The sequence below is a fragment of the Pseudomonas sp. UMAB-08 genome (genome assembly GCF_900095225.1).
In the GTDB taxonomy this organism is placed as follows: domain Bacteria; phylum Pseudomonadota; class Gammaproteobacteria; order Pseudomonadales; family Pseudomonadaceae; genus Aquipseudomonas.
The window spans coordinates 570,806-592,873 of record NZ_LT607414.1; the positions used below are offsets into that span (position 1 = coordinate 570,806).

Sequence of the window (22,068 nt, forward strand, 5' to 3'; positions counted from 1 at the left end):
GCGGCTTTGGCAAACCCGCCGAGTTCGACGATGCGGGTGAACACGCGCATGGCGTTGAATCGATCCATGGGACGACGGCCTTGTGGGGTGAAGTGAAGTCAGGGAGGCAATTTTAGGCGCTACTATTTAGATTATCTAAACAGTTAAAGCATTTTAAGCCGGTTTATCTCTGTTCTGCTCAGCGTAACAATGGGGCCACCTTTTAATCGGCAGGAGTTTATCCATGCAAACCCGTCAACTCGGTACAAACGGCCCGCAGGTTTCCGCCATCGGTCTCGGCTGCATGGGCATGACCGACTTCTATACCACCGGCACTGACACCAAAGAAGCGATAGCGACCCTCCATCGCGCGCTGGAGCTGGGCGTCACGCTGCTGGACACCGCCGACATGTATGGTCCGCACACTAACGAAGAGTTGATCGGTCAGGCCATTCGCGGCAAACGCGACCAAGTATTTCTCGCCAGCAAGTTCGGTTTTGTCCGCGACGCTAGCGACCCCACTGCCCGAGGGGTTAACGGTAGCCCTGAATATATTCGCAGCGCCATCGACGGCACGCTCAAACGTTTGGGCATCGAAACTCTGGACCTGTATTACCAGCACCGAATCGACCCACAAATCTCGGTCGAAGAGTCAGTGGGCGCCATGGCTGAACTGGTCAAGGCTGGCAAGGTTCGTTACCTCGGTTTGAGCGAAGCCTCTGCCAGTACGCTGGAGCGGGCGCATAAAGTGCATCCAATCAGCGCGCTGCAAACCGAATACTCGTTATGGAGTCGCGACCCGGAAGAGAATGGCAGCCTCGAAACCTGTCGCCGTCTGGGCATCGCATTTGTGCCCTATAGCCCGTTGGGGCGTGGATTTCTGACCGGCACGCTGAAAAGCCCTGACGACTTTGCCGCTGACGATTACCGTCGCTCAAGCCCACGTTTTCAAGGTGAAAACTTCGCGAAAAACCTGCTGCTCGTGGAGAAGGTACAAAAACTTGCCGCTGAAAAAGGCGTCAGCGCCGGGCAGTTGGCCTTGGCCTGGGTGCTTGCCCAAGGCAATGACATCGTGCCGATTCCGGGGACCAAGCGACGCAAATACCTGGAAGAAAACGTCGCAGCATTAGCGATAAAACTAAGCCAGAACGAACTGCAGGCCCTCAAAGACCTGTTCCCCACCGATGCTATCGCCGGAAAGCGTTACAGCGACAGCTCGTTGAAACTGGTTAACCAGTAACAGCAGACCCATTGTGGGCGCGAATTCATTAGCGCCCACAATTGATGTGCGTGCGACTCAGAAGTCCCGTTTATAGAACAGATCCAGCGAGCTCGCGATTCCGCTGGCGGCCTCCAGATAGAGCTTTTTGCTCAACTTATAACGCAAGGCGATGGTGTTGGCCGGTTCAAACACGCCGACGCCGTAGCGCAAGCTCAACTTGTCAGTAATCTTGCCGCTTGCAACGACACTGGTCGTATTGCCGCTGCCTGACGTGTCCAGTTCGAAATCCTTGATACCAAGATCCTTGGCGAGCGTACCCGTGACTGACGAACTCCCGGCCAGGCCCAATGCCAGCGCTGCCTGGGCCATCATGTTGCTGTCTTCGCCAGTGGTGCTCAACGGGCGGCCCAGGATCAGATAGGACAACGCCTGCTCCTGGCTCATGGCCGGCTCTGAAAATACGACGGTGGTCGGCTGTTCGGCGCTGCCGGTCAGGCGAATACCGGCGACCACGTCATCGGTTTTGCGAATGGCTTCGATATCGAGGTACGGCTGGTCGATGGGGCCCGCAAATAAAAGCCGTGCTCGACGAATGGTCAAACGCTGACCATAAGCCCGATAACGCCCATCGTTGAGGGTCAGCTCACCCCGAGCGTCGAGGTTGTCACCGATATGCACATGCCCGGCCAGATTCGCGGTGAGCCCAAAACCGCTGAAGCTGAGCGTTTCCTGGCCCACTTCAACGTCGATATCCATGGCCATGATCAGCGGCGGCGCACCCTGTTCGGTCTGATGACCGACGATCACGGTGTCACCCGACAACTTGACCGTCGAGGGCGGCAGTTCACGAATCGTAATCGCGCCTTTGGGGATCAGCACCTTGCCGGAAATCGCCAGCTTACCGCTCTTCATGGTGATGTTCAGATTCGGTGCCACTTCCAGCACCGCATAAGGCTCTACCGTGAGCGGCAGGTGCGCGCCTTTCAGATTGAGGTCCACCGCGAGCGCCTCGCCCCAGGATATCTGCCCATTCAACGTACCTTTCCCAGCTTCTCCACTGTTCCAGCCGCCGTTCAGACGTAAGCTTTCGCCAGCGATCAGCGCCTGAACCTTCACGTCATGCAGGCTGACGGGCAGTTCCGGCCCAGACACTTCGCCTTCGCTGAGGGTGACGTTGCCATTAACCTGCGGTGCCAGCAGACCGCCAGACAAACGCCCACTGCCATTGAGCCTGCCGGTGAGTTTTTCGACCATCGGCACGAAAGGCCGGGCAATGGATATGTCCACCCCACTGAGGTTGAACGCGCCGGACAGCGGTTTGTTTTTCGCAAGCGGATCAATCTGCGCTGTCACTGACAGCGTGCCCAGTTTTCCACCGCGAAAGTCCAGCCGGGAGTCGATGCGTTTCGGGGTCAGGGTGCTGCTGATCTTGAGGCTTTCATAAGGGAAATCCAGCCATTGGTCCTTCTCGCGAATGCTCAAAGTGCCACCACTGGTCTCCACCGAAACCTGACCATTAGGGCCGGAAGCAGGGAGATCGAGTTGCACGTTGCCGTTGAGCAGGCCTTTCCAGGCAAAGTCCTTGGGCAACCACTGAGCCAGGCTGTCGAGGGGGAATTGCTTAAGGTGATAACGCAAGCTCGGCTCGGGCATCAGCCGCTGATCCTCACCGCACAAACTTGCCTGCCCTGAAATCCAGCAGTGAGCGGCAAAATTGATTTTGCCATCAGCCAGTCGTTCGAGTTTGGTCGGCTGCTGCAGGCGCCAATCCTGGCCCCCTGTTTGCACATCGCCACTGACCAGCCTGCCCCGCCAATCACCTTTGCTCAGGTCGCCGTCGAGCGCCAACCCCAGTTTCAATAATGGGCCTTGCAGGTCGAGCGCCAATTGTTGATGTTTGATATCGCCCTGACCGTTGACCTTCAGCGTGCCCAGTTGCGTGTCGCCCAGTTGAATACCGCCACCCTTGAGGTCAACGGTCGCACGCTGAGCGGTGTCCAGCGTTGCTGCCAGGGCCAGGCTTTGCAGGCGGTTGTCTGCCATCGCCAGTTGCCCACCTTGCAGTGTCAGTTGACCTTGCGGCGCTTGCAGTGTGCCCGCCAGGTCCAGGCGCCCTTTGACTTGCCCCTGCAAACGCGGCCATAGCTGGCCCAGACGCGGCAAATTGATGTCCAGTTGGCCAAGCAGACGTTGCTGCAAGCTGCCTTTGCCTTGAATGCGGTTATCGCCCAGGCGTACATCCAGCGAACTGACCGTCCACTTATCACCGGCGCCGTCCACCTTGGCCTGCAGCACAGCCGGCTGCCCCCGCAACCGACCTTTGAGGTCGAGGTCGGCGTTCAGGCTCAGTCGCTCGTTTTTGAATTCCCCGGTGCTGCGCAGCGGTCCAGCCAGGGTGCCCGGCAATTCTCCCAGCCAATACGCCGGGTTGATCGCACTCAGGTCCAGCGCTGTATCCCAGCCTATGCCATCGGCGAATTGCAGGTTGAGATGACCATCGGCCTTGCCCTGTCCCGCAGTCAGCTCTAACTGAGGCAGAAAGATTTGCTTGAGATCGCCGCTGAACGGGCTGCTTAGGCTGAACGCCCCCGCGGGTCCATCGAAAGCACCGCTGAAATTGCCCAGGTATTTGCCATCGGTGTAGGAGATTTCGCCGTTGAAGGTGCGCACAGCCACCTGCGGTTCATCAATCGCCGGGTAAAGCCGATGCCACGGAAAGTTCAGCCAATCGATTTTTGCGTCGGCGCTGAAGCCCTGGCGCCAGTCCAGCCGACCGCTGAGCTTCAGTGATTGTTCTGCGCTGGCCGTCAGATCAAGCGCAGCGATGTCCGCACCTTGAGCATCGACCCTGCCTTGCAGCACCAGCGCGACCGGACCTTGCTCGGCAGGCAGGCTGGCGTTGCCAGAGACCTGATAACCGTTCTTTAAATCGCCCTGAGCTGTCAGCTCAAGCTGATTGAGTTGCAGGGTGTCCGGCAGACCGGCACTGGCCTTGAAGCCATCCGCCGTGACTTTCACCTGTGCGGGCAGGTTCTCCACCAGCGGTTGCAGTTGCCCGCTCAATTGACCTTGCAGATAACCACTGCTATCTGCCTTGAGCTGCAAAGTCTTGAGCAGATTACCCTGAATGTTCAAGGCCAGCGTCCAAGGCTGATCACCCGGTGCCGGCAGCTTCAACTGACCTTGGGCTGTCAGCGGCCAGTCGCCGTTCGGCTGCAATAACCCGGACAGGTCGAGCACCAGATCATCCCGTTGCAGATGCGCAGCATTGATCTGCAGGCCGTTGGCCGTCCACTCCGCTGCCAGTTGCAGACCGCGTAATTGCTCGCTGCCATTAAGCATCAGGCTGCCGATGCGCACGTCACCCAAGCGGATCGCCAACGGCAGCTTCAGATCCGGCAGGCTCATGGGGCCACTGCTTTGGTCGGCACCGGAAGGGAACTGTAAACTGACGCGCTCGGCCTGCAATTGATCGACACATAGCGTCATCTTCACCAGACACGAAGGCGACCAGGCAAAGACTGGCGCATCGACTTCGACGCGGCTATCGCCCTGTACCCACAGCAGATGATCGGCGCGCCATTGACCGGCCAGGTGGCCGCTGAAGTTTTCGATTTTCAGCCCCGGCACCAGCCCCAGCGCCCAACGACTGCCCGCTTGCGTGCCCAGGATCAGGCACAGACTCAGGATCAGCAGCACGGGTAATGCGATCAGGCTCAGGCCGGTAATTTTTGTTGCACGACGCACCGTTCAGGCACTCCTCATAATTCAGGGCCCATGGAAAAGTGCACACGAAACCCGCCATCACCATCCAGCGCATGGGCCAGATCCAGGCGCAACGGCCCGACCGGCGAGACCCAGCGCACGCCGATACCGACACCGGTTTTCAAGCTTGGCAGTTGCAATGTATTGAAGGAGTTGCCTTGATCGACAAACGTCGCCACGCGCCACTTTTCAGCGATCGAATATTGATATTCGGCGCTGCCAGCGACCATGTACCGTCCGCCAATGCGATCACCGTCGGAGTTCGTCGGTGATAGGGTCTGGTAGTCATAGCCACGCACGCTTTGATCGCCGCCAGCAAAAAAACGCAAGGAGGGAGGGATCGATTGATAGCCGTTGGTCGCGCTACCACCAAACTGCACGCGCCCAAGAAAACGGTGGTTTTGCCACACGGTCGTCAAGCCTTTAAGCAACACAGTGCCGCGCAACAAGTTGGTGTCCGACGCCAGCCCCTCCTTGGCGACTTGCCCATCGAACTGCAGGCGATAGCCGTTGTGCGGGTCGATACGGTTGTCACTGCGCAAGAGTGAATAACTGATGCCCGGCATCAGCAGCGTACTCATCCCGGAGTCGTCGCCCAGGCGATATTCCTCGCGCTGCCACTTCAATGAAATCACCCGGTCCCAGCCGCTGGACAGCCGACTGTGCCACTCGGGGCCGACGGTCAACAGCTTGCTTACGGAGTCAGTGCCCGCGATTTCTTCGTACTGGTAGCCGCCAGCGAACCGCAGTTTGTCGGTCAGTGGCGGGGTCAGAGGAATGTCGTACCACAGGCCCACGTTTTGGCGTGGCGCCGAGAGTTCCATCTCGGTGCCGTAGCTATGGCCTTGGGGATTGACCCAATGGCGCGTCCAGTTAGCCTTGCCGCGCACGCCGACGTCGGTGGAAAAGCCAAGGCCGAGTCCCATCGTGCGCGGCTTGCGGGTTTCCAGCTGGACCGCCACCGGAATCACCTGATCCACTGCCGCCGGGGGCGCAGCGTCCACCCGCACACCCTCGAAATAGCCGCTCGACTGCAAGGCCTGATTGAGTTCAGCGATCAGTTCCGAGTCATAAGGGGTGTTGGCTTTGAACGGCACCATGCGTTGCATCAAGTCATCATCAAATGGCGCATCGCCACTGAAGCTGACTTTGCCTAACACGTAGCGCGGGCCACTCTCATAAATCAGCTCTATATCGGCCACACCGGCCTTCGGATCGACAGTCAGGCGCTGGCTGCTGAAGCGTCCGCTAAAAAAGCCATAGCGCGACGCCTGATTCAGGATCAGGCGCTTGGCGTCTTCGTAGTAGCCATGATTGAGTACAGCGCCAGTTTTCAATCTGTCGCTTTTCGGCACCCGAAAAGCCTTGAGCGAGGCGGCCGGGCCGTCAATCCGTACCGTGACATTGCGCAGATGCACCGGCTCGCCGGGCACCACATTGATCACCAGTCGCAGGTCCTTGCCGGTTTTTACGGTGCTGTCGATCTGCGCCTGGTAATAGCCCAGGGCTTGCGCCGCTTTTTGCGCCTGCTCTTCGGCCCCCAGACTGAAACGTTGCAGGGCCTCTTCGTCGCGCTCGCCAAGGCTGCCCACATACCCTTCGATATTGGCTTTAAGTGCGTCGTTGGAGGGTTCGATCCTGATGTCCAGTTGCGCCGCGGCGAACACCGCGAAGGTGCTGAACTGGACAGTAAACAGCAGGACCAAACCGCTGGTGAATCTACCGGAAAACTTCATAGGCGCGGATGCTATCACGCGCGGCGCGTCGTGCTGGAGCGCGTCTGACAGCGAAAGCCAGGGACTTTATGCCTGGGCTTTAAGCAATACCTGAGGATTGGGGTGGAAAAACACATGTTCACGGATTGGCCCTACAGCAATCTCACCGATTTCCTCATAGCCCTGTCGCTTATAAAACTCCAGATAACGCGGATTGCCCGTGTCGAGCACCACGCCCTGCGAGGTTTCGTCGACGGCGCACCATTGATGCAGCGCCGTAAGCAGCTGCTCGCCAAAGTGACGACCCTGAAATTGCGGGTGGACCCCCAGCAATGGCAAAACGTGCACAGCGTCTGACGGCAGGCAAGCCAGCACCGCCTGGTGATACTCCAGATAGCGCTGGGTACAGCGCAACCCTGCACTGAGAACCATGCGCAAGCGCCACGCCCAGCTTTCGGTAATGTCCAGACGGCGTTGCGGAGGGGCAATCAGAGCGATCCCCACCAGCCGATCCTCGACGAACAAACCCAGCGCCGGCAGGTCCTGCAAAAAGTGCTGTTTGACCAGTTCACGCACCGTGGCCCTGACCCGATGTTCATAGCCCGGCCTGTCGGATTCAAACAAGTAAGCGAAGCTCGGCTCATGGCGGTAGGCGTGGTACAGCAGCGAACGTGCTTCGCGGGAGTAACCACTGTCCAACTGACGGACTTCAGCCACGGCTGTTGAAGTTTCAGGCATTTGGTTGACCTCATAGGTACAGCGCTGCTCGAACGACAGCGTTTGTGATGCGAAAGCTTCGAGTAACAGGTACGCGCTACAGTTCCGACATTTTCGACTCTGCTACCCGACCCTAGCATTGGAACAGGCAATCCGCCACGCTGGCCGTGAGTCGACAGGTCAGCTAGCATCGCTTTTTTGTTTGCCAGGATTGCCGCCCATGAAAATCGTCTCGTTCAATATTAACGGCCTGCGCGCCAGACCTCATCAGTTGGCGGCGCTGATTGAGAAACATCAGCCGGACGTGATCGGCCTGCAGGAAACCAAAGTCTCGGACGAGCAATTTCCCCACGCTGAAATCGAAGCCTTGGGGTATCACGTGCACTTCCACGGGCAAAAAGGCCACTACGGTGTCGCCCTGCTCTCGCGCCAGGCGCCTCTCACCCTGCACAAGGGTTTCGACACCGATGACGAGGAGTCGCAAAAACGCTTTATCTGGGGCACGTTCGCCGACCCAAAGGGCGAGCCTGTGACCATCATGAATGGCTACTTCCCGCAGGGTGAAAGCCGCGACCACCCGACCAAATTCCCGGCCAAGGAGCGTTTCTATAACGACCTGCAGCTGTTGCTGGAAAGCCAGTTCAAAAACGATCAGCCATTGGTGGTGATGGGCGACGTGAACATTTCCCCAGAAGACTGCGACATCGGCATCGGCCCGGATAACGCCAAACGCTGGCTCAGGACAGGCAAATGCAGTTTCTTGCCTGAAGAACGCGAGTGGATGGCGCGTCTGAAAAACTGGGGCCTGATAGACAGCTTCCGTCATCTTCATCCCGAGGTGATCGACCGCTTCAGCTGGTTCGACTATCGCAGCCGAGGCTTCGAAGATGAACCCAAGCGCGGTTTGCGGATCGACGTGATCATGGCCTCCCATGGCTTGCAGTCACGCATCAAGGCCGCTGGCGTGGACTACGACCTGCGCGCCATGGAGAAGCCATCGGACCATGCGCCGATCTGGCTGGAGTTAAGCTAGAACCTGCCCCGCAGACACCCTTTTAGTCATGGCTGTCATATTTCAGCAATCATTCTGACTTAATCTCCCGGCACTTTCTGTCTCTAATAAGGTGCCGCACATGCTGCGCGCTCTGTTTACCGGTACTGCCCAACACCGCGCAGCCTGGCTATTCGGCTTTATCTGTAGCGCCCTGCCCGGCCTGGTTTTCGCGGCATTGCCCATCCCTGCCGAAGGCATCCCGGCGTTACGCATCCAGGGCTCCAATACCATCGGCGCCGCGTTGGGCCCAGCGCTGGTCGAAGGCTTGCTGCACGCCCAAGGTCTGCAGAATGTGCATATCGAAGCGGGCGCCCATGAGAACGAACGGCGCGTGCTCGGCCAGACGCCTGCCGGGCGCACGGTACTGATCGAGGTTGCGGCCCATGGTTCGGGTACGGGTTTCACTGCATTGAAGGCCGACAAGGCAGACCTGGCGGCCTCCTCACGGCCGATCAAAGACAGCGAACTGGCGAACCTGGCCTCGCTGGGCGACCTGAAAAGTCGCAAGGCCGAACAAGTCATCGCCATCGACGGCGTGGCGGTGATCCTCCATCCGGCCAACCCCTTGCATCAGTTGAACACCGAACAACTCGCGCAAATATTCTCGGGTGAAGTTCACGACTGGGAAGATCTCGGCGGTACCGGTGGCGCGATTCACCTGTATGCCCGTGATGATCACTCCGGCACCTTCGACACGTTCAATGAGCTGGTACTGCTCAAGTACGGCAAAACCCTGGCGCGCAACACCAAACGGTTCGAATCCAGTGAGCAGCTGTCTGATGAAGTCAGCCAGGACCGTGGAGGCATTGGTTTTATCGGTTTGCCTTACGTGCGCAGGGCCCACGCAGTCGCGATTGCCGATGGCGACTCGAAACCCATGCTGCCGACCGTCAGCCTGATTGCCACCGAAGATTATCCACTGTCGCGGCGCCTGTATTTCTACCTGCCACCTCAGGGCCTCCAACCATGGGCCGACGCACTGGTGCAGTTCGCACAAAGCAGCAAAGGCCAGGCCATCGTTGCGAACAACGGCTTCATCGCCCAGACAGTACAGGCGATCAAAGTCCAGGCCTCCGCCGGGATGCCTGCGGACTATCAAGCCATCGTTAAGCAAGCACAGCGTTTGTCGGTGAATTTTCGCTTCGCTCAAGGCAGTGCGACCCTGGATAACAAGGCGCAACTCGACCTGCAGCGGGTCGTTGATTACCTCAAGACACACGATAAATTGAATGGCCACGTCACCCTGGTAGGGTTTGGCGATGCCAAGAGCGATCCAGCGCGGGCAGCCTTATTGTCCAAACTCCGGGCCATGGCGGTGCGGCGAGAGTTGGTCAAGGCGGGCGTGGTCTTGCGCGACATTCGCGGTTTGGGTGATGAGATGCCGGTCGCGGCCAACAACGCCGATGAAGGCCGGATCAAGAATCGGCGGGTAGAAGTCTGGGTGTATTGAGTGTCCGGGTGACATGGACCTGCGTAGCCAGTGCGGGAGCGAATAAATCCGCCCCCCACAGCTACTCGCGGTCAGTGCTGCTCGCTGCGCAGCATTTCCTTCGGCAAGTACTTACCGATTTCGAACTTGCCGATCGCCGCGCGGTGCACTTCATCCGGGCCGTCGGCCAGGCGCAGCGTGCGCTGCATTGCGTACATGTAGGCCAACGGGAAATCATTGGAAACCCCAGCGCCGCCGTGCATCTGGATCGCCCTGTCAATCACGCGCAATGCCACGTTCGGCGCCACGACTTTGATCTGGGCAATCTCGCTTTTCGCGACTTTGTTGCCGACAGTGTCCATCATGTACGCAGCCTTTAGTGTCAGCAGCCGCGCCATGTCGATTTCCATCCGCGAATCAGCAATTTTGTCGATGTTACCGCCCAGCCGCGCCAACGGACGACCGAATGCAGTGCGGCTGATCGAACGCTTGCACATCAGCTCCAATGCCCGTTCAGCCATACCGATAGAGCGCATGCAGTGGTGAATCCGTCCTGGCCCGAGTCGACCTTGAGCAATTTCAAAGCCACGCCCCTCACCCAACAGGACGTTCTCGTAAGGCACGCGAACGTTCTCAAACAGCACTTCAGCGTGACCGTGGGGTGCATCGTCGTAGCCAAATACCGGCAGCGAGCGGACGATTTTTACGCCAGGGGCATCGGTCGGCACCAGAATCATTGAGTGTTGCTGATGGCGCGGACCTTCGGGATTGCTCAGCCCCATGAAAATCATGATTTTGCAACGCGGGTCGCAGGCCCCGGAGGTCCACCACTTACGGCCGTTGATCACCCATTCGTCACCGTCACGCTCAGCGCGGGCGGCCATGTTGGTGGCATCGGAGGACGCCACGTCCGGCTCGGTCATGGCGAACGCTGAACGGATTTCGCCGCGTAGCATCGGTTCAAGCCACTGTTGCTTCTGGGCTTCGTTGGCATAGCGCACCAGCACTTCCATGTTGCCCGTGTCTGGGGCCGAGCAGTTGAACGGCTCTGGCCCTAGCAACGAACGGCCCATGATTTCAGCCAGCGGGGCGTACTCCAGGTTGGTCAGGCCCGCACCGAGCTTCGACTCTGGCAGAAACAGGTTCCATAGCCCCTCAGCCTTGGCCTTGAGTTTGAGTTCTTCCATGATCGCAGTGGGCTGCCAGCGATCGCCCTCGGCGACCTGACGTTCGAACACAGGTTCTGCCGGGTAGACATAAGCATCCATGAACGCAGTGACGCGCTCACGCAGTTCCTGAACCTTTGGGGAATACGCGAAATCCATGAGCAGCTACCTTCTGAAGGAGGTGGGTGAATGCATGAATTGGATGCTAGATCAGCGATGAAAATTTATCTAACCTATTCTCAACGTGTATAAACATTCATAACCGATATATGATCGGCCTTCGTAACGTCTCAATAAAAACAACATGAGAGCGCAATGGAATGAATCTGAGCAAGGTCGACCTCAACCTCTTTATTGTCTTTGATGCCATCTATACCGAAGCCAATTTGACCCGTGCCGGGCAGATTGTCGGCATCACCCAGCCTGCGGTCTCGAACGCTCTGGCCCGCCTGCGGGAGACCTTCAACGACCCGCTTTTCGTACGGACCGCGCAAGGCATGGTGCCCACGCCCATGGCCCAGAACATCATCGGGCCGGTGCGCAACGCCCTGACATTGCTGCGCGTCTCGGTGCAGGAAAGCCGGATTTTCAATCCGCTGCAGGCGAACAAGACCTACCGCATCAGCATGACCGACTTGACCGAAGCAGTGATCCTGCCTGCGTTGTTTCAGCGTCTGCGTCGACTGGCCCCGGCGGTGATTATCGAGAGCTTTTTGTCCAAGCGTCGCGAGACCACCAAGGAGCTGGCCGCAGGGCGGTTGGACTTCGCCGTCGATGCGCCCCTCAATACCGACCCGCAAGTGCGTCACGTCAAACTCATGGAAGACAAATACGTGTGTGCCATGCGCAAGGGGCATCCCTTGGCGACCAAAGAAAAGTTCAGCCTGGAAGACTACCTGTCCCTGACGCACATCCACATTTCCAGTCGCCGCAGCGGCCTGGGACATGTTGACCTGGCACTGGGCAAGATGGGGATTCAGCGCAAAATCGCCCTGCGCTCGCAGCACTACTTGATGGCTTCGCAAGTGCTGCAACAGACTGATATGGTCATGACCGTGCCGGAACGCTTCGCCAGACGCCATGATCTGCACTATGTCAATTTGCCGGTCAATGATGTGCCACCGGTGGAAACCCATCTTTACTGGCACGAAAGCACTGATCAAGACCCGGCTAACCGCTGGATGCGTGAGCAGATAATCGAACTCTGCCAACTGGTGACAGCGCAGGAAAAGAAGCTAGATAAAGCTTTAGATACCAATCTCAAGTAATTGATTATCAAGCGTTAATTTTAATAACTTAAAGTCATTTCTAGAATAAATAGTCGTGACTTACACACTGATAAGACAGCAAAAAACGCATGAAGGCGCGGCAGGCAGCTTGACGTATACGTCAAGCACGCCGTAGGTTAACCACACGTTTAACCGTGAGTCCTTTCATGAGCAGTCAGACCTACAGCATTTCCGACCTCGCCCGCGAGCTCGACATTACCACCCGCGCGATTCGCTTCTACGAGGAACAAGGCCTGCTCGCTCCAGAGCGGCGCGGCCTTGAGCGTGTCTACTCAGGCCGCGACAAGGTGAGCCTGAAACTCATTCTGCGTGGCAAGCGCATCGGCTTTTCCCTGGCCGAATGCCGGGAACTGATCGAGCTGTACGACCCTCGCGGCGACAATCGAAAACAGTTGAATACCATGCTCGGCAAAATCAGTGACCGCCGCACTCAGCTTGAACAGCAGCTTCTGGACATCCAGCAAATGCAGCTGGAGCTGGACACTGCTGAAGAGCGTTGCCTGGCGGCACTTGAAAGAACGGTTACAGATCATGATGTTACTGAGTAAATCTCAAACAATTATAAGGTGATGCCATGCCCCTGCCTCAACATGTACGCCTGGTAGAAGTCGGCCCTCGCGATGGCCTGCAAAATGAAGCCCAGCCCATCAGCGTCGCAGACAAGGTACAGCTGGTCGATGAACTGACCGCAGCAGGCCTGAGTTATATCGAAGTCGGCAGTTTTGTCTCGCCCAAATGGGTCCCACAAATGGCCGGTTCCGCCGAAGTCTTCGCCCAGATCCAGCGCAAGGCCGGCGTAACCTACGCTGCGCTGGCGCCCAACTTCAGGGGATTTGAAGACGCCCTCGCTGCGGGTGTCACAGAAGTCGCGGTATTCGCCGCCGCGTCTGAAGCATTCTCCCAGCGCAACATCAATTGCTCGATCAGCGAAAGCCTCGAACGTTTCGTCCCGATCATGGAGGCCGCCCGCCTGCACGGCATCCGTGTGCGCGGGTATGTCTCCTGTGTGCTCGGTTGCCCATACGAAGGCCAGGTCGCGCCGCAGCAGGTGGCCTCGGTCGCCAACGAGCTGTTCGCCATGGGCTGTTATGAAGTGTCTCTGGGCGACACCATCGGCACCGGTACACCCGGCGCGACCCGGACCTTGTTCGACGTGGTCGCCGGGCAGATACCTCGGGGCAAGCTGGCGGGCCACTTCCATGACACCTATGGGCAAGCGCTGGCCAATATCTACGCCAGCCTGCTTGAAGGGATTCAGGTGTTCGACAGCTCAATTGCCGGGCTCGGCGGATGCCCTTATGCCAAGGGCGCCAGCGGCAACGTCGCGACCGAAGACGTGCTGTACATGCTCAACGGCCTGGGGATTGATACCGGCATCGACATGGATCGCTTGATCGCAGCCGGTCAGCGCATCTGTGACGTGCTGGGGCGCCCTACCGGTTCGCGGGTCGCGAAGGTGCGTTTGGCGAGTTGAGTGTTACCGCCTGGAAAAATGGCGGGCGAAAACGGGTAACACGGAAACAATTACTGATAATTTTCAGGGATTACTTTGATAAGTATTTTTTCAAGCCATTGATTTTAAAGGACTTGATGAAGTTGGCACGGCTTCTGCTATAAGTTCCGTACAACAAAAATAAAAAACAAAGCAGTACCCAATAAAAACAATACGTATCGGCTCTGACATAACAACAACAACACGGACAGAGACGCAGCTAATAGATTTTTTTGGAGTGGATAGCTTTTCAGGGGTTTCGACCCCGCGACCGGGCAGAGAACAATAAAACTACCTCAGGTAGCTCCCGAACTGGTTGGATCACGCAGGTGATGAAAGCGAGTCAGCGCTCAAAAAAATACGTTTGCTCTTGATCCTGAATGGGATCGACTAAAACAGCGGTAAAAGGGACAGGTCGCCAAAAACAACAACAGGCCACCCTAAAACAATAAAAATGAGCATGCATAAAAACCTTGAAGGGGAGCCCAGGCTCCCCTTCGTGCTATCTGGCGTTTGCCAAACCCCATCAAGCCCCTACTTAATCGCCTTCAGCAATTCCTCGGTACTGATTTCCCGCATGCGAAATTTCTGAACCTTGCCCGTTACGGTCATGGGGAATTCGTCGACGAATTTGAAATGACGCGGGGTTTTGTAATGGGCAATCCGATCTTTACACCAGCCTTGCAATTCGAGCGCACTGACGACGTGCCCTGGGTGCAGCTTTATCCAGGCGACGATCTCTTCGCCATACTTGATATCCGGGATGCCGATCACCTGGATGTCCGCCACTGCGGGATGGGTGAAAAAGAACTCCTCCAGCTCGCGGGGATACACGTTCTCACCGCCACGAATGATCATGTCCTTGTTGCGCCCGGCGATGCAGACGTAACCATTGTCGTCCATCGACGCCAGGTCGCCGGTGTGCATCCAGCCCGCTTGATCCAGCGCCTCGGTGGTGCCTTTCGGGTTGTTCCAATAGCCGAGCATCACGCTGTAACCACGGGTGCACAACTCTCCGATCTGGCCACGCGGGACGACACAACCGGTTTCGTCGATGATCTTGCTCTCGAGTTGCGGCTGGGTGCGGCCCACGGTCGTTACCCGCAGCTCAATACCATCCTCAGGCCCGGTCTGCAGCGACACCGGACTGGTTTCAGTCATGCCATAGGCGATCTGCACCTCCTTCATGTGCATCTCGCTGATCACCTTGCGCATGACCTCTATCGGGCAGGTCGCGCCAGCCATGATCCCGGTGCGCAGGCTGGACAGGTCAAATGCCTTGAGTTGCGGATGATCGAGCATGGCGATGAACATGGTTGGCACGCCATACAGCGCAGTAGCTCGCTCATCAGCCACGACGCGGAGGGTGAGCAAAGGGTCGAAACCGTCATTCGGGTAGATCATCGTTGCGCCGTGGGTCATGCAACCCAGGTTGCCCATGACCATACCGAAGCAGTGATACAGCGGCACAGGGATCACGACGCGGTCAGCAGCGCTCAGGCCAAGGCTTTCACCGACCATGTAACCGTTATTGAGGATGTTGTAGTGGCTGAGGGTCGCACCTTTGGGGAAACCGGTGGTACCTGAGGTGTACTGGATATTCACAGGGTGATCGAATTGCAGACAGCTCTGCCGCTCGTTCAGTTGCTCGACACTGACCTCGACTGCCAAAGGCGCCAACGCACTCCATGGAAGAAAGCCGGCTGGCGGCTGCTCATCGAGGCTAATCACCCCACGCAACTCCGGCAGGGACTCACTGCGCAATTGCCCTGCCGGGTAGTCGCACAATTCCGGTACCAGCGTGGCGAGCATGGCGTGGTAGTTCGAGGTCTTGAACGCTCCGGCGCAAATCAACCACTGACAGCCAGACTGCTTGAGCACGTACTCCAGCTCACTGGTGCGATACGCGGGATTGATATTGACCAGAATCACGCCCAGTTTGGCGCTGGCGAACTGAGTGATGCACCACTGCGCACAGTTCGGAGCCCAAACGCCAAGGCGGTCGCCCGCCCGCAAGCCCAGCGCCATCAGCGCCCGCGCATGCAGGTCTACCGCTTCGCCCAACTGCGCCCAGCTATAGCGCAGTTGCTGATGGCGCACGACCAATGCCTCGCCAAGAGGACATTTGGCGACAGTCTCGTCGAATGCCTGACCGATGGTCTGCGCCAACAGCGCCTTGTCCTGCCGGCCGCGAGAATAGCTAGGTTGAATCATGGACGGTCCCTTTTTATGTTTGTTTTGGGATCACAGCCGTATCGTCGTTTCGCCAGACACAGCCATCATAAAGGCCTTACTCTTCGAACAAGCCTACTTTGGCGCAAATTGACGTTAACGTAAAGGTCATGCCTGCGAACGGATGTTGACAGGCAAAGCCCGACAGGTTTACGTTAACGTAAAGGTGAATAAGGCATTCACCATGCCACTCATTATTTTCAAGACCCCAACCCAGGGTTTGCACCCAACAATAATAGGAAAGGTAAAAAGCATGAGCTACCCGAGCCTGAACTTCGCCCTCGGCGAAACCATCGACATGCTGCGCGACCAGGTTCAGGCCTTTGTCGCGGCAGAAATTTCGCCCCGTGCGGCGCAAATCGATAAAGACAATCTGTTCCCGGCTGACATGTGGCGCAAGTTCGGTGACATGGGTTTGCTCGGCATCACGGTCTCTGAGGAATACGGCGGCGCGGGCATGGGCTACCTGGCTCACGTCGTTGCGATGGAAGAAATCAGCCGTGGCTCGGCCTCAGTCGCCCTCTCCTACGGCGCTCACTCCAATCTGTGCGTGAACCAGATCAACCGCAACGGCAACCCCGAGCAGAAAGCCAAATACCTGCCCAAGCTGATCAGCGGCGAGCATGTTGGCGCCCTGGCCATGAGCGAACCTAATGCCGGCTCCGATGTGGTGTCGATGAAACTGCGCGCCGACAAGCGCGGCGATCATTACGTCCTCAATGGCAGTAAAACCTGGATCACCAACGGCCCGGATGCCAACACGTATGTGATCTACGCCAAGACTGACCTGGAAAAAGGCGCTCATGGCATCAGCGCGTTCATCGTGGAACGCGACTGGAAAGGATTTTCCCGCAGCAACAAATTCGACAAGCTCGGCATGCGGGGCTCCAACACCTGCGAGCTGTTTTTCGATGACGTCGAAGTGCCGGAAGAGAACCTGCTCGGCGTGCTGAACAGCGGCGTCAAAGTCTTGATGAGTGGCCTCGACTACGAGCGTGTCGTGCTTTCCGGTGGCCCTACCGGGATCATGCAAGCCTGCATGGACGTGGTGGTGCCCTACATTCACGACCGTAAACAGTTCGGCCAGAGCATCGGCGAATTCCAGCTGATTCAAGGCAAAGTCGCCGACATGTACACCCAGCTCAACGCCAGCCGCGCGTACCTGTATGCCGTGGCTCAAGCCTGTGAGCGCGGCGAAACCACGCGCAAGGATGCTGCCGGGGTGATCCTGTACAGCGCAGAATGCGCCACCAAAATGGCCCTGGACACCATCCAGATACTGGGCGGCAACGGCTACATCAATGAGTTTCCAGCCGGTCGCCTGCTGCGTGACGCCAAGCTGTATGAGATCGGCGCGGGCACCAGTGAAATCCGCCGCATGCTGATCGGTCGCGAGCTGTTCAACGAAACGCGCTGAGCCTATTTGATCTTTTGGAGTGCCTCATGGCCATCCTGCACACCCAAATCAACACGCGCTCGCCCGAATTCGCAGTCAACGGCGCAGCGATGCTGGAACACGTCAAAGGCTTGCGAAAGTTGCTCGCCCAGGTTCATCAGGGCGGCGGGCCTAAAGCCCAGGAGCGCCATACCTCGCGTGGCAAATTACTGCCCCGCGAACGGATCAATCGCTTGCTCGATATTGGCTCACCTTTCCTTGAAATCGGCCAACTGACGGCTTATGAGGTGTATGGCGAAGACGTACCTGCGGCAGGTTTGATCGTCGGCATCGGCCGGGTCGAAGGCGTCGAATGCATGATCGTCGCCAACGACGCCACGGTAAAAGGCGGCTCTTACTATCCGCTGACGGTGAAAAAGCACCTGCGTGCGCAAACCATCGCGCAGCAAAATCGCTTGCCGTGCATCTATCTGGTCGATTCCGGTGGCGCCAACCTGCCGCGTCAGGATGAAGTGTTCCCGGACCGCGAGCACTTCGGGCGGATCTTCTTCAATCAGGCAAACATGAGCGCCGTGGGCATCCCGCAAATTGCCGTGGTCATGGGTTCGTGCACAGCGGGCGGCGCCTACGTGCCGGCCATGGCCGATGAAGCAATCATGGTTCGCCAACAGGCGACGATTTTCCTCGCCGGCCCACCGCTGGTGAAAGCTGCGACCGGTGAAGTGGTCAGCGCCGAGGACCTGGGCGGTGCCGATGTGCACTGCAAGATCTCCGGGGTTGCCGATCATTACGCCGAAAGTGATGAACATGCCCTGGCCCTGGCCCGACGCAGCATCGCCAACCTCAACTGGCGTAAACAGGGTGAGCTCAACGCACTGGTCCCCATCGCCCCGTTGTATGGCGCCGACGAGTTGTACGGGGTGATCCCGGCTGACGCGAAGCAACCGTTCGATGTGCGCGAAGTGATTGCGCGCCTGGTGGACGGCTCAGTGTTCGATGAATTCAAGGCCTTGTTCGGGACCACTCTAGTCTGCGGCTTTGCCCATCTGCACGGCTATCCCATCGCGATCCTGGCCAATAACGGCATCCTGTTCGCTGAATCGGCGCAGAAAGGCGCGCACTTCATCGAGCTGGCCTGCCAACGCGGCATCCCGTTGTTGTTTCTGCAGAACATCACCGGTTTCATGGTCGGCCAGAAGTACGAAGCCGGCGGCATCGCCAAGCACGGTGCCAAGCTGGTCACCGCCGTAGCCTGCGCCAAGGTGCCGAAGTTCACGGTCATCATCGGCGGCAGTTTTGGCGCGGGTAACTACGGCATGTGTGGCCGCGCCTACGACCCGCGGTTTCTCTGGATGTGGCCCAACGCCCGGATCGGTGTGATGGGCGGCGAACAAGCCGCAGGTGTACTGGTGCAGGTCAAGCGCGAGCAAGCCGAACGCAGCGGCCACACATTCAGCGCTGAGCAGGAAGCCGAGATCAAGCAACCGATTCTCGATCAGTATGAGCATCAGGGTCATCCTTATTACTCCAGCGCCCGCTTGTGGGACGACGGTGTAATCGACCCCGCGCAAACCCGGGACATCCTTGCCCTGGCCTTGTCCGCATCGCTGAATGCGCCTATCGAGCCAAGCACATTCGGTGTGTTCCGGATGTAACCGGGCCGCGCCAACGGAGTGAACATGACTGATTTCCACACGGTTGAATTGCACACCGATCCTCGGGGCTTCGCCACGCTCTGGCTGAACCGCGCGGACAAGAACAACGCTTTCAATGCCCAGATGATTCGCGAGCTGATTATCGCCCTGGATGATGTGCAAGCCGACACTCGCCTGCGCTTCATGGTGATCCGTGGCCGGGGCAAGCACTTCAGTGCAGGGGCCGACCTGGCCTGGATGCAGCAATCGGCGAACCTGGATTACAACACCAACCTCGACGATGCCCGCGAGCTGGCCGAGCTGATGTACAACCTGGCCAAATTGAAGATCCCGACCTTGGCGGTCGTGCAAGGCGCGGCCTATGGCGGCGCATTGGGTCTGATCAGTTGCTGTGACATGGCCATCGGTACCGACGATGCGCAGTTCTGCCTGTCGGAAGTGCGCATTGGCCTGGCCCCGGCGGTGATCAGCCCCTTCGTGGTGCAAGCCATCGGTGAGCGTGCGGCACGTCGTTACGCCCTGACTGCCGAACGTTTCAGTGGTGTGCGCGCACGTGAAATCGGCCTGCTTGCCGAGTGTTACCCTGCCGCCGAGTTCGAGCAGCAGATCGATCAGTGGATCGACAATCTGCTGCTCAACAGCCCGCAAGCAATGCGTGCGAGTAAAGACCTGCTGCGTGAAGTAGGTAACGGCGCACTGACCCCTGCCCTGCGTCGTTATTGCGAAAACGCCATTGCCCGTATCCGCGTCAGCCCTGAAGGCCAGGAAGGCTTGCGCGCCTTTCTGGAAAAACGCGCACCGGCCTGGCAGTCCGAACAGGCTGACGCCGCTCAATCCCATAAAAAGGAGCCGCGCCCATGAGCGCCTCGCAGACCCCTACACCCCTGCTGACCCGCATTCTGGTCGCCAACCGGGGCGAAATTGCCTGCCGCATCATGCGCACCGCCAAGGCGCTTGGACTGACCACCGTTGCCGTGCACAGCGCCACTGATCGCGATGCACGACACAGCCGCGAAGCCGACATTCGTGTCGATCTGGGCGGGAGCAAGGCGGCCGACAGCTATTTGCTGATCGACAAATTGATCGCTGCGGCCAAGGCCAGCGGCGCTCAGGCGATCCATCCCGGTTATGGCTTTTTGTCTGAAAACGCAGGGTTTGCCCGCGCCATCGAAAACGCTGGATTGATTTTCCTCGGGCCACCCGCCTCTGCCATCGACGCCATGGGCAGTAAATCCGCTGCCAAGGCCCTGATGGAAGACGCGGGCGTGCCTCTGGTGCCGGGTTATCACGGCGAAGCACAAGACGTCGCAACCTTCAGCGCCGCCGCTGAGCGCATCGGGTACCCGGTATTGCTCAAAGCCACGGCAGGCGGCGGTGGCAAAGGCATGAAGGTGGTGGAACAGGTCAGTGAAATGGCCGAAGCCCTGGCCTCGGCCCAGCGTGAAGCACAGTCATCGTTCGGTGACTCGCGGATGCTGGTGGAGAAATACCTGCTCAAGCCGCGTCACGTCGAAATCCAGGTGTTTGCCGATCAGCACGGCAACTGCCTGTACCTTAATGAGCGCGATTGCTCGATCCAGCGCCGCCATCAAAAAGTCGTTGAAGAAGCCCCTGCTCCAGGTCTGAGCCCAGAGCTGCGCCGCGCCATGGGTGAATCGGCGGTGCGTGCCGCTCAAGCCATTGGTTATGTCGGCGCAGGCACGGTGGAGTTTCTGCTGGACTCTCGCGGCGAATTCTTCTTTATGGAGATGAACACTCGCCTGCAAGTTGAACACCCGGTCACCGAAGCGATCACCGGGCTGGACCTGGTGGCCTGGCAGATTCGCGTAGCCCAGGGCGAGGCGCTGCCGATCACTCAAGCGCAGGTGCCGCTGATCGGGCATGCCATCGAAGTGCGGCTGTACGCCGAAGACCCCGCCAACGATTTCTTGCCGGCGACCGGCACACTGGACATCTACCGCGAACCCGCTGCGGGCCCCGGTCGACGCGTGGACAGCGGCGTAGCCGAGGGCGACAGCGTGTCGCCCTTCTACGACCCGATGCTCGGCAAACTGATCGCCTGGGGTGAGAACCGCGAGCAGGCACGTCTGCGTTTGCTGGCCATGCTTGATGAGTTCGCCATCGGTGGGCTGAAAACCAACCTGGCGTTCTTGCGCCGCATCGTCGCTCATCCTGCGTTCGCAGCGGCGGAGCTCGATACCGGGTTTATTCCACGTTATCAGGAACAGTTGCTGCCACCCGCCGGAGAGTTATCGGCAGCGTTCTGGCAAGCCGCTGGCGAGGCCTTCAGCCAAAGCCAGCCAGCCTCTATTCGTCAGGACGACCTTCATTCACCTTGGGCCAGCCACAACGGTCTGCGTGCCGGGCTGCCGACAGAAATCGACCTGCACTTGAGCTGCAATGGCCAGAAGCAAGTGATCCAGCTGCGCAACAGCAGCGCCTCGCTGGCTGAGCTACGGGGCGAGCAACTGCTGATCGAACACGATGGCGTGCGCCGTCAGCACTTGGCGATCCGCCGGGGCGACACCCTGTATCTGCATTGGCAAGGCGAGCTGCACACGATCAAACGCCTCGATCCGATTGCAGAGGTTGAGGCCAGCCACAGCCATCAGGGCGGTCTGACCGCGCCAATGAACGGCAGCATCGTGCGAGTGCTGGTCGAAGTCGGTCAAACCGTCGACGCGGGAGCGCAGTTGGTGGTGCTGGAGGCCATGAAGATGGAACACAGTATCCGCGCCCCCCATGCTGGAATAGTCAAGGCGCTGTATTGCGTCGAAGGCGAGATGGTCAGCGAAGGCGCGGCACTGGTGGAATTGGATGAAGCAAAATAAACTTTGACATGCGAATGATAATTGTTATTATTGGCGCCGTTGATCGCAAGATCAACCCGATAACCCAGAAGCCTTAGGTCGGCTTCCGGATTATCTCCTCATCAGGCTAATCACGGTTTTTGACCC

16 protein-coding genes are annotated in these 22,068 nt (G+C 58.4%); 10 read left to right on the forward strand and 6 right to left on the reverse strand.

Annotated features, from left to right (window positions below):
* A partial coding sequence (locus tag K0F75_RS26140) for a hypothetical protein (protein WP_374028592.1) occupies positions 1 to 68 on the reverse strand: 68 nt, incomplete at its 3' end.
* A 155-nt stretch (positions 69 to 223) separates the two neighbouring features.
* Between K0F75_RS26140 and K0F75_RS02460 the strand changes: the two genes are divergently transcribed.
* Entirely contained in the window at positions 224 to 1,219 is a 996-nt protein-coding gene (locus K0F75_RS02460; RefSeq protein ID WP_219060165.1) for an aldo/keto reductase, read from the forward strand.
* A 57-nt stretch (positions 1,220 to 1,276) separates the two neighbouring features.
* Here K0F75_RS02460 and K0F75_RS02465 read toward each other — a convergent pair whose 3' ends face one another.
* The 3 genes from K0F75_RS02465 to K0F75_RS02475 form a co-directional block, all read right to left on the reverse strand.
* Positions 1,277 to 4,948 (reverse strand): translocation/assembly module TamB domain-containing protein, encoded by a 3,672-nt coding sequence (locus tag K0F75_RS02465; RefSeq protein ID WP_219060166.1) that lies wholly within the window; start codon positions 4,946 to 4,948, stop codon positions 1,277 to 1,279.
* 14 nt (positions 4,949 to 4,962) lie between these two features.
* Positions 4,963 to 6,702, reverse strand: coding sequence for an autotransporter assembly complex family protein (locus tag K0F75_RS02470; RefSeq protein WP_219060167.1), 1,740 nt, complete (start codon positions 6,700 to 6,702; stop codon positions 4,963 to 4,965).
* Positions 6,703 to 6,768: 66 nt separating this feature from the next.
* Positions 6,769 to 7,419 (reverse strand): N-acetyltransferase, encoded by a 651-nt coding sequence (locus K0F75_RS02475; protein WP_219060168.1) that lies wholly within the window; start codon positions 7,417 to 7,419, stop codon positions 6,769 to 6,771.
* Positions 7,420 to 7,618: 199 nt separating this feature from the next.
* Between K0F75_RS02475 and xthA the strand changes: the two genes are divergently transcribed.
* Both xthA and K0F75_RS02485 read left to right on the forward strand, forming a co-directional pair.
* A complete protein-coding gene (gene xthA / locus K0F75_RS02480) occupies positions 7,619 to 8,431 on the forward strand; it encodes an exodeoxyribonuclease III (protein ID WP_219060169.1) in 813 nt (270 codons plus the stop codon).
* Positions 8,432 to 8,531: 100 nt separating this feature from the next.
* Positions 8,532 to 9,902 carry a substrate-binding domain-containing protein gene (locus K0F75_RS02485; RefSeq protein ID WP_219060170.1) on the forward strand — a complete coding sequence of 457 codons (1,371 nt, stop codon included), beginning with the start codon at positions 8,532 to 8,534 and terminating at the stop codon, positions 9,900 to 9,902.
* Between the two features lie 71 nt (positions 9,903 to 9,973).
* Here the strand turns inward: K0F75_RS02485 and K0F75_RS02490 are convergent, their stop codons facing one another.
* A complete protein-coding gene (locus tag K0F75_RS02490; protein WP_219060171.1) occupies positions 9,974 to 11,206 on the reverse strand; it encodes an acyl-CoA dehydrogenase in 1,233 nt (410 codons plus the stop codon).
* Between the two features lie 161 nt (positions 11,207 to 11,367).
* Here K0F75_RS02490 and K0F75_RS02495 point away from each other — a divergent pair, with 161 nt between their 5' ends.
* The 3 genes from K0F75_RS02495 to K0F75_RS02505 all read left to right on the forward strand — a co-directional run bounded on the left by K0F75_RS02495 (position 11,368) and on the right by K0F75_RS02505 (position 13,810).
* Positions 11,368 to 12,315 carry a LysR family transcriptional regulator gene (locus K0F75_RS02495; protein WP_219060172.1) on the forward strand — a complete coding sequence of 316 codons (948 nt, stop codon included), beginning with the start codon at positions 11,368 to 11,370 and terminating at the stop codon, positions 12,313 to 12,315.
* A 167-nt stretch (positions 12,316 to 12,482) separates the two neighbouring features.
* The gene (locus K0F75_RS02500) at positions 12,483 to 12,884 is read left to right on the forward strand and encodes a MerR family DNA-binding transcriptional regulator (protein WP_219060173.1); all 402 of its coding nucleotides are present in this window, start codon (positions 12,483 to 12,485) and stop codon (positions 12,882 to 12,884) included.
* Positions 12,885 to 12,910: 26 nt separating this feature from the next.
* The gene (locus K0F75_RS02505) at positions 12,911 to 13,810 is read left to right on the forward strand and encodes a hydroxymethylglutaryl-CoA lyase (protein WP_219060174.1); all 900 of its coding nucleotides are present in this window, start codon (positions 12,911 to 12,913) and stop codon (positions 13,808 to 13,810) included.
* A gap of 552 nt (positions 13,811 to 14,362) precedes the next feature.
* Here K0F75_RS02505 and K0F75_RS02510 read toward each other — a convergent pair.
* On the reverse strand, positions 14,363 to 16,042 hold the full coding sequence (locus K0F75_RS02510; protein ID WP_219060175.1) for an AMP-binding protein: 1,680 nt from the start codon (positions 16,040 to 16,042) through the stop codon (positions 14,363 to 14,365).
* 271 nt (positions 16,043 to 16,313) lie between these two features.
* Between K0F75_RS02510 and K0F75_RS02515 the strand changes: the two genes are divergently transcribed.
* Genes K0F75_RS02515 through K0F75_RS02530 form a run of 4 tightly spaced genes read left to right on the forward strand, consistent with a single transcriptional unit; the run spans position 16,314 to position 21,942 of the window.
* Positions 16,314 to 17,477, forward strand: coding sequence for an isovaleryl-CoA dehydrogenase (locus tag K0F75_RS02515; protein WP_219060176.1), 1,164 nt, complete (start codon positions 16,314 to 16,316; stop codon positions 17,475 to 17,477).
* Between the two features lie 26 nt (positions 17,478 to 17,503).
* Entirely contained in the window at positions 17,504 to 19,111 is a 1,608-nt protein-coding gene (locus K0F75_RS02520) for a carboxyl transferase domain-containing protein (RefSeq protein ID WP_219060177.1), read from the forward strand.
* Positions 19,112 to 19,135: 24 nt separating this feature from the next.
* Positions 19,136 to 19,972 carry a gamma-carboxygeranoyl-CoA hydratase gene (locus K0F75_RS02525; RefSeq protein WP_219060178.1) on the forward strand — a complete coding sequence of 279 codons (837 nt, stop codon included), beginning with the start codon at positions 19,136 to 19,138 and terminating at the stop codon, positions 19,970 to 19,972.
* Positions 19,969 to 21,942, forward strand: coding sequence for an acetyl/propionyl/methylcrotonyl-CoA carboxylase subunit alpha (locus K0F75_RS02530; RefSeq protein WP_219060179.1), 1,974 nt, complete (start codon positions 19,969 to 19,971; stop codon positions 21,940 to 21,942). The genes K0F75_RS02525 and K0F75_RS02530 overlap by 4 nt, the downstream gene beginning before the upstream one ends.
* Positions 21,943 to 22,068 lie beyond the last annotated feature (126 nt).

What these genes read in the sequence shown, in the direction of transcription:
- K0F75_RS02460 (WP_219060165.1), top strand. Translation starts at nt 224, where the DNA reads ATGCAAACCCGTCAACTCGGTACAAACGGCCCGCAGGTTTCCGCCATC.
- K0F75_RS02470 (WP_219060167.1), bottom strand. Translation starts at nt 6,702, where the DNA reads ATGAAGTTTTCCGGTAGATTCACCAGCGGTTTGGTCCTGCTGTTTACT.
- K0F75_RS02475 (WP_219060168.1), bottom strand. Translation starts at nt 7,419, where the DNA reads ATGCCTGAAACTTCAACAGCCGTGGCTGAAGTCCGTCAGTTGGACAGT.
- xthA (WP_219060169.1), top strand. Translation starts at nt 7,619, where the DNA reads ATGAAAATCGTCTCGTTCAATATTAACGGCCTGCGCGCCAGACCTCAT.
- K0F75_RS02485 (WP_219060170.1), top strand. Translation starts at nt 8,532, where the DNA reads ATGCTGCGCGCTCTGTTTACCGGTACTGCCCAACACCGCGCAGCCTGG.
- K0F75_RS02490 (WP_219060171.1), bottom strand. Translation starts at nt 11,206, where the DNA reads ATGGATTTCGCGTATTCCCCAAAGGTTCAGGAACTGCGTGAGCGCGTC.
- K0F75_RS02495 (WP_219060172.1), top strand. Translation starts at nt 11,368, where the DNA reads ATGAATCTGAGCAAGGTCGACCTCAACCTCTTTATTGTCTTTGATGCC.
- K0F75_RS02500 (WP_219060173.1), top strand. Translation starts at nt 12,483, where the DNA reads ATGAGCAGTCAGACCTACAGCATTTCCGACCTCGCCCGCGAGCTCGAC.
- K0F75_RS02505 (WP_219060174.1), top strand. Translation starts at nt 12,911, where the DNA reads ATGCCCCTGCCTCAACATGTACGCCTGGTAGAAGTCGGCCCTCGCGAT.
- K0F75_RS02510 (WP_219060175.1), bottom strand. Translation starts at nt 16,042, where the DNA reads ATGATTCAACCTAGCTATTCTCGCGGCCGGCAGGACAAGGCGCTGTTG.
- K0F75_RS02515 (WP_219060176.1), top strand. Translation starts at nt 16,314, where the DNA reads ATGAGCTACCCGAGCCTGAACTTCGCCCTCGGCGAAACCATCGACATG.
- K0F75_RS02520 (WP_219060177.1), top strand. Translation starts at nt 17,504, where the DNA reads ATGGCCATCCTGCACACCCAAATCAACACGCGCTCGCCCGAATTCGCA.
- K0F75_RS02525 (WP_219060178.1), top strand. Translation starts at nt 19,136, where the DNA reads ATGACTGATTTCCACACGGTTGAATTGCACACCGATCCTCGGGGCTTC.
- K0F75_RS02530 (WP_219060179.1), top strand. Translation starts at nt 19,969, where the DNA reads ATGAGCGCCTCGCAGACCCCTACACCCCTGCTGACCCGCATTCTGGTC.